Origin of the sequence: Acinetobacter sp. FDAARGOS_515 (genome assembly GCF_003938865.1) — a bacterium.
Classification (GTDB): Bacteria; Pseudomonadota; Gammaproteobacteria; order Pseudomonadales; family Moraxellaceae; genus Acinetobacter; species Acinetobacter ursingii.
This window is the reverse complement of sequence record NZ_RKIX01000003.1, coordinates 258,161-271,463: the sequence shown is the minus strand read 5'-3', so window position 1 is coordinate 271,463 and position 13,303 is coordinate 258,161. Positions and strand designations below refer to the sequence as shown.

Sequence of the window (13,303 nt, the reverse complement as noted above, 5' to 3'; positions counted from 1 at the left end):
CCATGAGAGATATTGTCTTTTTAGTAGCCGACGGTGAAATGCAAGCCACCGTAGAAGGTTTTTTCGAAAATCCAGCGTTCGATACGCGATTGCAATGCAGCAGATTCGAATTCGATACTAAGCAAGATTTAATCAAACACCCAAGAAAAGATCCGGGTGTATATCAGGATGGTCATAACCTACTGAAAAGCTACATAGCTACCCATAACTACGCAGTTGTTATGATCGATTTCGCGTTTAATGACAATTTGCGAACAATGCATTACCAGCAGTTCTGTGAAACCATTAAAGCTAATATGCGTGCCGCAGGTTGGCCTGATGAGCGTTTTTTTGTCATGGCAATTAACCCAGAGCTGGAAGTATTAATGTGGCAAGCGGATACCCGACGAATTGAGTCAGTATTTGATTATCCAGGTGCTAGTGGCAGCCTGAGAGCTTGGTTGCAAGAAAGAAACCTTTGGGATGCGGGTGAACTTAAACCTGCCGATCCTAAAGCAGCAATTGATGCGGTAAGAGGCCAAAACTGGGGGCGGAAAAAGACCCACTATCAGCTGTTTAAGCGCATTGCCAAAGATGTGTCTTTTCGTGGTTGTGAAGATGAGTCATTTAATAGCTTATTGCATCAGATTCAGGCTTGGTATCCGAGGGTTTACGCATGATTATTAAAAAGGTGCTTAGCACTTGGTTTCAAGAAACCGGATTGCGTTTAGATTGTGCTCCATATGCCACTGGTGCTCTAGAGGCGAAGCAAGCTCTACGTGATTTGGATTCAGAATGCGATCACTTGGGAGAGCTCACTGCTGGTTATAAAGGTGGGATCTACAATGGCCCAGTCTTTAAACGTAATTATGTTCAGCACGAAGAGTATGGGGTTAAATTCTTAACAACGAGCAGTATGATTCAGGCGAGGATGAATAGAGTATCTTTGCTGAGGAAAGAAGATGCGCATTCAAAGAAATTATCCTATTTGGAACTGAAAAAAGGCATGACGATGATTTCATGCTCTGGAACCATTGGCCGTATGGTTTACACGCGCAGAACAATGGATGGAACTTGGTCATGCCAAGATATGCTGAAGGTTGTATGTGACACAGATAAAGTCCAAAGTGGTTATGCCTATGCATTTTTGGCAAGCAAGTTTGGTGTTCCAATAATTACATCCAGTACATACGGGGCAATTATTCCCCACATTGAGCCGGAGCATATCGCTAATCTTCCAATTCCTAGATTTGCTAAATCGCTAGAAAATGAGATTCACGAGAAGGTAGATAAAGCTTCAGAGTTTAGAAGTGATAGCGAAGAATTGTTAGACAAAGCGGGAGATATAGTAAACGCAAAATTTTCATTTCCGGAGAAGCTTGCTATTTCACATCGTATCTTTACTCATTCAGCAGCATCATCATCGTTAGTACAAAAACGTATGGATGCAACTTATCACGACCAAATTGCTCAATTGAGTGATGAGCTAATTGAAAAAGCTGGTGCTGAAAATAATCTTGCAGAGCTGGGTATCCAAGCACTTGAAGGTAATCGGATGAAGCAAATATTCACCGGTGAAGACTACGGCGTTCCTTTCTTTACAAGTGGAGAGATATTCAGAGCTGATGTTACACCTGAGCGCTTTTTGCTTAGAAAGTCACTGAAAGGTGATGAGAGCTGGCAGACTCGAGAAGAAGATTTGTTAATCGCAAGAAGTGGGCAAGTCGGTGGAATTATTGGTACAGGGGTTTGGGCCGATTCAAGATTTGATGGGGCTTGTGTATCGCCTCACGTTCTAAAGTTGAGGACGACAAATCAAAGCGTCGACGCTGGTTATCTTTATGCATTCTTATGTTGCACAGATGTTGGTTATCGTCAGTTAATTCGTGGTGCAGCAGGTAGCTCAGTTCCATTTCTGTCTATAAATGACATTCTAGCCATAAAGCTACCTAGAATGAGCGAAGACGATGAAGCCCGAATCGGAGAAATGGTTCGTCAAGCTGGTCGACTGGCCGCTGAAGCGCAAAAGCTAGAAAAAGATGCAGTAAAAATGGTCGAAGACGCAATAGAAGCAGCAGCACCAAAGCATTAAGGAGAGGTTATGGCACAGGTATTTGCAATTGGTGATGTGGTTAACGATGAAGAGCGCAAAGCCATCGCTTGGTTAAAAGAAAAGTTACCCGACGATTACTTTATTATTCATAGCTTTGAAGTTGAACAGTATGACCAGCTGTTTGAAGTGGATATCTGTGTTGTTGCGCCCCATGCGATTTACTTGGTGGATGCCAAGGGCATCCACGGCCAAGTTGAGGTGGACGGCACCATGTGGCACACCGCCCACAACAGCTATCGTTCACCGCTACCTAAATTACGCGGCAATGCAAAGTCGTTATCGGGCCTCATTTGTAAGCAGAATCGCGCAAATAGAGATTTAAAAAACATCTATGTGGATACTGCGGTGGTGCTCACCATAGATGATTGCGAGTTCAAGGACCCAGAAGATCGCGAGCGCGGCCATGTAGTGGCACTAAAAAACAGCACCCGTTTCTTCACCGACAGTGCCCGTATTCCAGAGCGCTTTGAGCACAATGTGACTAAGTACATTCAGATTATCGCAGAGGCCTTGGGTAAATCGGCCAAAAAGCGTAGCCATGGTGTACGTTTTGGTAACTGGGAAGTGGCTGAAACCTTGACCGATAATCAGTACTTTACGGAATACCGTGTATTTAACATTACCGCTGGTCGCAAAGGCGGCACTGTGCTGGCTAAAGCCTATAAAGCCGACCCTTACTTACCAGATGAAGAACGCAGCAAGCAAAAGCGCCTGATTGAAAACGCGTATCGTGCCATTGCAAAAATGCCCTCGCATTCCGCCATTATTGGTGTGAAAGACTTCTTTGTTACCGAAGCGCAAGATAAATACTTGTTATTAACCGATGATATTCCTGGCGAAATCCTCAGCAAAAAGCTTAAAGACGCAAGCTCGCTGCTCACATTGGATCAGAAAAAGCGCATCGTTAATGATTTGTTGTTGGCGTTAGCGCATTTATGCCGCAATGGCGTAGTCCATCGCAATATTACCCCTGAGCATATTTTAATGGGGGCCGATGGTCAGCCAAGGCTGATTGATTTTGACTACGCTCGGATAGGGAGTGAAAACACCACCACGATTGCAGACGAAGTACAGCAGCGGATCTCAAACCGTTATAAAGCCCCCGAACTCTGGGCTGATAGCCATGCAGCGAGCTGCGCCTCGGATATGTACAGCTTAGGTCTGGTTATTTTTGAGCTGTTTAGTGGTGATGCGGCCTTTGATTCGGTCACGCAAGCTATTGAGAAATCGTGTCTGCTCAGTACAAAGTTGAGTGAGCGATATAAACAGCTACCAGTAGAGTTTGATGATTGGCTGCAAGCCTTATGTCACAAAGATGCACTGCAACGGCCAAGCCCTGAAGATGCGCTGGCGCAATTTAATGCACTCTGGCAACCCAAAGCAGCAGTAGAAACAATTGAGCCTAATAAACCCGAACAGCTGAGTGTTAAAACGCAGAATAACCATGAGCTTTCAGTCAATTACAAGCGTTTACCGAGCGGCTACCAGCTAACTAATAAATACGTCGTACAGCAACCGCTGGGTAAACCTGGCGGTTTTGGTATTGTGTATAAGGTAACGGATACCTTTGGTGATGTTTCGCGTGCGGTGAAGCTGATTTTGAATGATAGAGAATCGGTATTAGAGCGCTTAAAGCAGGAATACCGCACTTTGGTAAAACTGCCAGAGCACCCTTATGTGGTAAAGGTGTACGACGCAGACGTACTTCCTAATCAAGGCCCGCCTTATATTGTTTTTGAGTACCTTGAAGGCCTAGATGTCAGTGAGCTGATCCAGCAGCGCTCATTAACTGCACACGAAGTGTGGACCATGGCTAAGCAGGTAGCGGAAGGTTTACAGCATTTACACGATCACAATATTTTCCACTGTGACATCAAGCCACAAAATCTGATTTGGAAAGACGGCAAAGTTCGTATCATCGATTTTAATGTATCGGTAGATGCTGAAGACCTAACGTTAGGGGGCGGTTCACGGAAGTATTTACCCCCAGATTTAAGCATTACTGAAACACCGCAAGCCTCTGATTTGGTTGATAGGGACTTATATGCCTTGGGCATTACCCTGTATCGAGCTATGACCGGTGAATACCCATGGGCCAATGTGCAGTGCCCACCTATGGACGAGTTAGCTCGTCACCCTAGTGAGTTTACCCAGAGCTTTAACTTAACCGATGATGTTTCGGCGGTCCTGCTCAAACTGATCGCCCCAAAACGAGTTGACCGTTTTGAATCTGCCGAACAATTGCTGAAAGCACTGAATAAAGTCCAGCAATTGAAAAAGGCGCAAACTTTATCGGAAGAAAGTACTTCGCAATTTCATTTGCCGCCACTTGCGGATGGCTCTAACCCAAGTAAATCTGCGTTTCATGATTTTATGCTGACGCTGTATAGCCAAAGTCGGCATTCAAATGCGGGCACCCGTGGCTTAGATGATTACGCAAAGTTAATTTACGTTGAAACCGCCTTAGATACCGAGCTTGCTCCTGCAATTCTGGCTGGGCAACTGCGCTTGGTACTGATTACCGGTAATGCAGGTGATGGCAAAACCGCATTTTTGCAGCAATTAGAGGCTCAAGTTGAAGCGCAAGGAACAAGTGTTCACTTAAACCCACAAGGGAATGGCAGCTGGTTTGAAATAAATGGTCATAAATACCTGACCAACTACGATGGTAGTCAAGACGAAGGTAACAAAGATAATGACGCGGTACTCGAAGAGTTCTTTAGCGTCTATCAAGGTAACGATTCAAATGCATGGCCACATCACGAGACCCGGTTAATTGCCATTAATGAAGGTAGGCTAGTCGACTTTTTAACCCAACATTCAGAAAGGTTTTCTGCTCTAAAAGCCGTAGTTGAACAAAGTTTAAAAGATGGCTCAGTGCAAAATGACGTGGCGGTAGTTAACCTGAATATGCGCGATGTGCTGGCTTCGACGCAAAGTCAACCTGAGTCTATTTTTGAGCGAATCATCGGAAAAATGACCTCGGCCAAGGTTTGGCAAGGCTGTGATTATTGTGCGCTAAAAGACAAATGCTACGTTAGGCACAATATTGCTACCTTTCAAGACGAGCAAACTGGCCCTAAAGTCATCGAGCGTTTGAAGTATATCTACAGACTGACCAGTTTACGCAATCAGCTACATATCACGATGCGTGATTTGCGCTCGGCACTGAGTTATATGCTAGTCGGTGAATACTCCTGTAACGAAATTAAAGAAATCTATGCCAATGGGGACGCTGACAAAATTCTTCACGGTTATTACTTTAACGCTTGGTGCGGTAACGACAATACGCAAGATAGATTGTTAAAGCTGCTAAGAGAAACCGATATTGCTCAAGGGTCTGACGTGCGCTTAGATCGCGGGCTGGACTTTTTAGGCTTAGATGCTGTTGATTGGTTGCAGTTCGAGCAGCGTAGTGAACACGAAACCCAACTGTTGGCCAATGCTCATCAGAGCTTACCAAATGGCACAGCACTAAGTGAGAGTAAGGAACGCTATCTAACTCATCGTAATGTGGTTGGGATGTTACGAAGAAAGGCCTACTTTGAGCGCCGTGGAGAAAATTGGCAATCATTACTGCCTTATCGTTCAGCAAAGTTATTAGTACGTTACCTCGAAGACAGTGCATTACTGAATGAAGCGAAATCGCTTGCCATTAATGCAATTAACCGCGGTGAAGGTTTGCATAACCCGATGTATTTTAATGGTCAGCTGGCGATGCAAGTACGTAAGGTGCACTTAGGCACTATTAAAAGTTATCGCTTATTCCCATCGGATGTTTTTTCCATTGAAGTGAAAGACTCAGCGATGAACTCATCATTTGTGGAGCATAGCCCGCAGTCACTATTGCTTAAGTACCAAGATGCAACCGGCCTTACGGCTGAGTTGGAATTAGATTTGGACTTGTTTGAAATGTTGCATCGTCTTAACCAAGGATATGTGCCTTCGGCGCAAGCGGAGCAAAGTTTTTATTTAAGTTTAACCGTATTCAAGAACGTACTGGCTTCAGCACCTTATCAAGAGGTTTTGCTAACTACCAACGGCCAACAGTATGAAAAAATCACCCGCGACGAAGGTGGTGTGTTGCAGTTAGAACGGTTGGTAGCGGAGGTTCAGCCATGAAGTTAGGGAAAAAAGATAAGGCTTTTCGCACCAATAAAGTGAGCTATCTTGATTACAAAATTGTTGAAATGGATAGGGTCTTAACTCATCTATTCGCTCGGCTAAAGCACAATGGCGCTTCTAGTAAACTAAGTGCTAAAGGTATGACGGTTGAGTTGTTTAAAGACGAGTTTCTAGACTCTCGTAATGGAACACATTTTAAAAACTTCTCTCAAGCCCCTATTACTATTGAAAAGTGGATTGAAACCCACTTGGTGGACTTAATTAATCGTGGCAAGGCTAACGAAGCGGTTGCTGCGCCGAGACCACTTCACGGCAATACTTATTTGTTTCGAAATCCTAAAAATTGCCGGGATTATGGTGCCTCTAAGCAAGTATATGAGTTGCTTTACCATGCCAATCATGGTCAGACCGCGATTAACCGACTCAAACAGTTTTTCTTTGCTGGTGTCGATTCTACGACAGGTCAGTATGATAGTTCGTCGCAAGTAGATGTTGAAACGCAGGCAATATTAAGACTGTCTGATCAAGTAAAGTCTGACGCGCCGGATCATGCTGACTTACAAGAACGGTTTGCGCCGCTTAATCAACAAGCTGCGGATATTTTAGCTGAAGATATCATTAAGCTTCTGACGTATCGCCAGTATATTCCTCGTTCAGTGATGGTTGAGTACATAAAGATATTGTTAGCCTTTCACCTGGCGCTATACCAATTGAAATTGTTTAAGTTGCTACCGGCTTTGTCTAAGAGTAAGGGCCGTAATCTCCAAGAGAGCAATAAACAAAAGACGGCGCTCTATGTGGACATGACAAATGGCGCTAATAGCTTGAGTGAATCGATGGCTGAGCAAAGTGCGACGTTACACTACAAGCGTATTCCAGCTTTTATTAAAGCCTATTTCGGCGTTAAAAAACTCGATGAATTTGCAGAGTATCTATCGAAAAAAGGTAAATTATCGGGGGCAAAATCGATAAAACAAATGTCAGTGCCTGATTTGTTCACTCTGCTGGAGTCGCCGTTAGAGCAAGAGCGCGATCAGTTTTTTGGTCAACGTAACGCTGGAATTTTAGATGCGTCAGTATCATCTGCTCATGAGTCAGAGGATATTCCCCCAGAGATTCATGCTATTACCCAGCTCGGCTTACCTGAGTATGAAACCTATATAGAAATTTTGTTGTTTGTACAAGGTAATTCAATCCGTTCTGGTTTAGTCAAAAACCTAGATAGTTTTATGCTCAAGAATAAACCTGGTGCTTTGTTAGAACAACAAAGTGGTAGCACTGGTGGACGTCGATTTAGCGTTGATGGACGACTGCTAGAAGTGTTGTTACAGCTGGCAGTACTCACCAAAGGTGGTGACTTGGGTTTTCACACTAAGGAGTTAAGAGTTGATGAGCTGTTAACTTTCTTAAAAGAACGATATGGCATCTTTATTGATTCGTTACCCGATACAGATGCTTTCTGTGAGTCATCAATTGATGTGAATAAAGCGCTTAGAGATAACTTATCTGGTTTTAAACGCCGGTTACGAGAAATTGGTTTTTATCGCGATCTTTCTGATGCGTATGTAACACAAACGGTTACTCCAAGGTATCAGATAAATAGTAAGCAAAATGAGAGTATGAAAGGACATAACGCATGATTAAGGGAATTCAAACCGTTATTAAGTCAGATATTGACGGCAGCTTAATCAGTGTCCTTGTACCTAAGTTTAAGTTGTTATTAGAAACTCGCGGTGCGGGCCACTGCATGAAGGTATCTGATTTAGAAACAGAGCTGATGTATCAGCTTAGTGAAGTCGTATCAGGTGCGGTTGAGTATGCCCAGGTTGCCGTATTGGCAGAGAAAGCGACGCGTAATTTTTCGGTTACCAGCACCAAGCTTGTTGAACTGCGAAACCCTGATGAACACGGCCAGCTTCGCCAGCCATTACTGATTTTTGTACCCAATGAATTAAAAACGTCTTCTGAAGACTCTTTTGGTGCTGCGACCTTTGAACAAATTGATATTTCAGATGCTTATTGGCTTGCGTTTAATCAAGTAAAGGCTGAATCTCCTGATCCGATTAAGCGGTTGTTAGACGAAGTTTACTTCATTCTTCAAGAAAAGGCGGCGTTAAAACTCAGTGCTTATCAATGGTTGCGATACGCACTAACAATTAAGGTTAATGGCTTTGATCCAAGTATTGCTGGTGCTGCTCTTTACGAGCTGGGGTTGATTCCTGATCTTGAGTTGCATCAAGATCATTCAATGTTGGTCCGCAAATTAGTTAAAAATCGTGAGTGTGTACAAATTATAAACCGCTCTGAGAAATCAGCGATTGCAACCGTTTATGACCTGCAACTAGAAGGTGAAGATTTTAACAAGAGATTAGCGCTATTTTTAAATGATCATGAAAATCTACTCGATAGCAGTTGGCGCAAGCAATTAGTGGTGGATAGCAGCAATTGGGCACTCACTTTTGATAAGTGGCGCTTTCAATATGAGGAAAATGCCACAGATGCAGTTTGTTTAACGGTGACTGAGGTTGGTTTGCCGCTTATTCCTGATGATGAAACAGACCCAAACTTGCAACAACTGATTGGCCAACAAGTATTAACTACTGGCCAAGGTGGTTTGAAAAAGTTTTCTGTAACTTTTTCTGTTTCACCAAAGCCTAGTGAAGTTAATGGTTTAGCGAAATATAAAGCTCAGGTGTTTACTCAACAAGGTGATTTCGTTGGGTTAATTAAGGTAGGTAAAGCTACATCAAAATCCACAGTCACAATCACGTTTAACAAGTTGACTGGAATCGAATGGGAAGAAGGTTGGCATTACATTCGAATTCAAGCGTTTGATGAAAACGATGAATTATTACCTTTGGTTGATGACAAACAGTGTCCAATACCGTGGGGTACGTCCAGTGCGGAGGAAGCTGGCTCACGAATTAATGAAAGTGATCTGTTTTATGTATTGCCAGCAGCAGATGCAGAGGTTGAGCCAATTGAGGGGCGAAAAGTCAGAGAGGCGTCATTAGCGCATGCGAAGATTAAAGCTGAATTTGCCAACGTCATCGAAACTGAGAAATTTGCCAATGCTGAAGTAATGGAAACGACTTGGCAAGATAGTAAGAGTAAGGCTGAGTCGATCGTCAATGTGAAATTCAAGAAAGGAAGTGGTATTCAAATCCCCGTTACCACTTACTTAAAAAACTTTGAGCAAAAAATTCTAGCTAATCCAATGGCCGCTTTGACTTGGCGTGTAGAAATTCGCAATCAAGAAGCAAGTGAGTCTGGTGCCGATGCTGTAGATTGGCCAATAAAGGGTGTAGAAAGCCAGTTTGAAAAGTTTAAAGTGGCACGTGAAACGTACTTTCAAATTATACATCAAGATGAGAAAGAGCTAATTTCTGTCGCTCATGATCATGTGTCTTCATCACATGAAGCCTACTTGTATTCCAGCAGCTATTTAGAATACCTAGCAGCGGTATTTCAGGAAACTGAAAATGGACATGACTATTCGACTGAATTAGCCGCGTTACTTCGCTTGGATTCACTTTCAATCGTGATATGGAATTATGACGGCAGCTATAAAAAAGCCATGTTACTGGGGCCTACACATCCACTGAGGGCTTTATGGCTAGGTGGATGGGCTTCTCTTGCGGAAGCTTGGGCAAGACAGAGTGAGAAGGTTGGTAAGGAAATCGCGGTTGGGACTAAAAACAGTTTATTAGAAGAACTCGCATTAACCAATTTTCCTTACGTTCTGCCAGACTCTCAAGGCCAGTTGATGGTCGCACTTGATAGTATTCATCCATTTTGGAGTATTCTGTCGTCTGCACAAGAAAAAGAGCCACAAGCACTCATTGATAAAATTAAAACTGCATTTGGTATTAAAAATGATTACCAGCAAGTTGGTAAGCAAAGTAGTACCTTTCTCGCCACAAAAGTCGAAAGATATCTGATACAACACCCCTATGTGAATTGTTTATCGATCAATGTGTTTAACGCGGGGTCTGCGGGAGCCGTAGCGGGCATGTTGTTGGCTTTGAGAAAGAAACCGGAGCTAAAGCATATTAGTTTTGATATTCGTCTATTCGTAGCTGACCCATACGCGACAGAAGTAGGCGCTGATTTATTTAAGCTGATAAATAGTGGCGAAGACAGTGAGAATGAAAATCAGCTATTTCATTCAGCAGAAAATCACTTGCAGCCAAAGTTAAGCATTTCGCTCAGAGCTAACTCTGAATTTGAACAGTCGCCTGATGAGTTTCAGTCTCATTTAAGCATGTTATTTGATGTATTCCCTGCACAAGAGTTATCCGTGGTAAAACCTCAGGCAGACGAGCAAGTTGCGCCCGTACATGGGTTATATCAGGATTATTGTATTGATTACTTTGATGAGAATGGGATTGCTGCGTGGGATCGGCACACGAGACATGGTGCTGCAAAAATGCTATTCGGCGGCCAGATATCAGAGACTATCGCCAAACTGCCTAAAATGATGTCGGCAATAACCGCATCATTAGCGACGGGCGACTTTTCTTTAGAACAGGTGCCTGTAGTCAGGTTGGCTCTTGATAGCGCTGAAAGAGCTTTGTTAAATCAATTACACGAAGTCAGTGATTGGGTATTCACTGTGGATAGAAACTTGGGCATTGAATTTTTTGATCATGGTGGTAAAGATGGTCGTCCAGATTATCTGATTGATCACAGCCCTGAAATGGCTTCTTCAAACACGCACAACTTTGTTATTACTTCGCGTTCTACTACAGAAATAGAAGCATTATTGAGAGGGACCTTAGCACAGCATCAAATTGTTCCTGATGTTAATAAGGCGACGAGGGTTTTAGACTCACTTAGAGCGTTGTCAGGCAGGCTTGCACTAAAACTGGCTTCAAATAGCGCTTCAAAGTCGGAAGCCTTAGGGTTGGCGCTATCCAAACTTTATCTTGAATACCAGGGGGTGTTCAAAGATCAGATCATTGTTCCTTTAGATGCCCACCTAGAGCTATATTCCGAGCTTCAAAAAGGAGATGGGGAGCTTGGTGCTGACGTTAGCTTTAAAAGAACTGATTTAGCATTGTTCGATTTAGATGCTTCATCACGCACAATTCGTTGCAATTTGGTTGAAGTTAAGTGCTATTCAGAAGTCGGCGATCTTACAAAGTACGAAGGTTTAAAAAAGAGTATTGCTGAGCAAATCTCGGAATCTGAACGTGTTCTTCAGCGTCATTTTGATTTGACGCGTACAACACCGGATAGACCTGATCGCTTGGTTAAAACACAAAAGCTCTGTGTCCTTCTTGAACATTACCTTAAACGATCTGAGCGTTTTGGTTTATTGAGTTCTGAAATTGTCGATGAAGCAAAATTTTTGCTTCGAACTTTGGAGGAAGGGTACAAGCTTTCAATTACCCGAAGTGCTGTTATTTTCGATTTTGGCCAGAATAGTTCCGGCGTTGAAAAAGAAGTTGGTATCGAGTTTCATCGTGTTGGGCGAAACCATATTGACGAATTGCTCTCCGCTAAAGTGCCTGAGGATAATGAACTCAGTGAAGGAACGTTGGATTCACTTGAGCTAACGCTGCCTAAGTTAACTTCGGCCGAATTTTTATATAAAGAGCGAGATAGAACCGTATCTTGGGCTGAATTAGTATCTCAAGCTGCGATCACTTTACCTGAGCGGCCAGATACTTCGAAAGATGAAACGATTAAAGTACTGCCTTTTAATGATGATGTTCCAGCTACTGTTTCACCGTTGATTAGTCAGAGCGTTGAAGAAGTAAAACCTGTGGGTAATCCAGCTCCTGCAATAGCTAATCCTGCAGAGCCAGAGCCAGAGCCAGAGTCTGACGAAAATTTGCACATTCCGAACATCACAATGGGTAATAAAGTTGAGGTCGTTCCCCACGATATTGTTCTTGGTGTCAACGGTGATTCTGCTCAGTTTGGCCTATTGGGAGAGGTCCATGGACGGAAAATAGCTTTAGATTTAAACCATACACACACACTAAGTTTATTTGGTGTTCAAGGTGGGGGTAAAAGCTATACATTAGGCTCAGTTGTGGAGATGGCAACTAAATCAATTCCATCGATCAATACGCTGCATAAAGAGTTGGCCAGTGTGATATTCCATTACAGCGCTACTCAGGACTATAAACCTGAGTTTACGTCGATGATAGCCCCAAATGACGATGTTATGCAGTTAGCTAAGCTTAAAGAAGTATATGGTGCGGAGCCAACTTCCTTAGATGATGTTGTGTTGTTAGCTCCTGAAGACAAGTTAAACGAACGTCGTGCTGAGTATCCTGGAATTGAGGTACATCCGTTGAAGTTTTGTTCTTCTGAATTGCAAGCTGGGCATTGGAAATTTTTGATGGGGGCTATCGGCAACCAAGCCGCATATATCCGCCAACTAGGCAATATTATGCGTAAAAATCGAAATAACCTCTCGATCCAAGCGATAAGGGATGGAATACAAAACTCTAGTCTTTCGGATTCACTTAAAGACCTAGCAGACATGCGTTTGGATTTTGCTGAACAGTACATTGATGACCAATTAAACGTTGGTTCGCTGATTCGACCAGGCAGAATGATCGTTGTAGATGTTCGGGATGAGTTTATTGAAAAAGACGAAGCATTAGGTTTATTTGTTGTGTTACTGCAAATATTCTCAGAGGCAAAGTATCATGGGCAAACATTCAACAAACTGATAGTTTTTGATGAGTGCCATAAGTACATCGATAGCCCAGAACTAGTAAAAGGACTTGTAGAAACGGTTCGTGAAATGCGTCATAAAGGTACCAGTGTGATGATTGCTAGCCAAGATCCACCATCTGTTCCAGTTGAGCTCATCCAGCTTTCATCTCAGATAATATTGCATAAGTTTAATGCTCCAGATTGGTTAAAACACATTCAGAAAGCTTGTATTGGATTGAAGTCTTTAACACCTGAGAAGCTTGGCGCATTAAAGCCAGGCGAGGCATATATTTGGTCTAGCAAAGCCAGCGATAACGCATTCGTGAGTGATGCAATGAAGATCCAGTGTCGACCTAGAGTGACCAAGCATGGTGGGGATACTTTGACTGCAGTATCAAACAATTGAAG

At 43.1% G+C, this 13,303-nt stretch carries 5 protein-coding genes; all 5 read left to right on the top strand.

Translation table 11 applies throughout. The features are described from left to right. Positions 1-2 precede the first annotated feature (2 nt). From mads4 to mads8, 5 genes are read left to right on the top strand one after another with little or no spacing between them, the layout of a single operon-like run. Positions 3-659: a methylation-associated defense system protein MAD4 gene (gene mads4, locus EGS47_RS02810; RefSeq protein ID WP_125269152.1), complete on the top strand. Its 657-nt coding sequence runs from the start codon at positions 3-5 to the stop codon at positions 657-659. Then, complete coding sequence (gene mads5, locus EGS47_RS02805) at positions 656-2,071, top strand: methylation-associated defense system restriction endonuclease subunit S MAD5 (protein WP_125269151.1); 1,416 nt, start codon at positions 656-658, stop codon at positions 2,069-2,071. The genes mads4 and mads5 overlap by 4 nt, the downstream gene beginning before the upstream one ends. Before the next feature lie 9 nt (positions 2,072-2,080). Beyond that, entirely contained in the window at positions 2,081-6,214 is a 4,134-nt protein-coding gene (mads6, locus tag EGS47_RS02800) for a methylation-associated defense system protein kinase MAD6 (protein WP_125269150.1), read from the top strand. After that, positions 6,211-7,857, top strand: coding sequence for a methylation-associated defense system protein MAD7 (gene mads7, locus EGS47_RS02795; protein ID WP_125269149.1), 1,647 nt, complete (start codon positions 6,211-6,213; stop codon positions 7,855-7,857). Before mads6 ends, mads7 begins: the two co-directional genes overlap by 4 nt. Continuing rightward, positions 7,854-13,301, top strand: coding sequence for a methylation-associated defense system ATP-binding protein MAD8 (gene mads8 / locus EGS47_RS18595; protein WP_125269148.1), 5,448 nt, complete (start codon positions 7,854-7,856; stop codon positions 13,299-13,301). The genes mads7 and mads8 overlap by 4 nt, the downstream gene beginning before the upstream one ends. Positions 13,302-13,303: the final 2 nt, after the last annotated feature.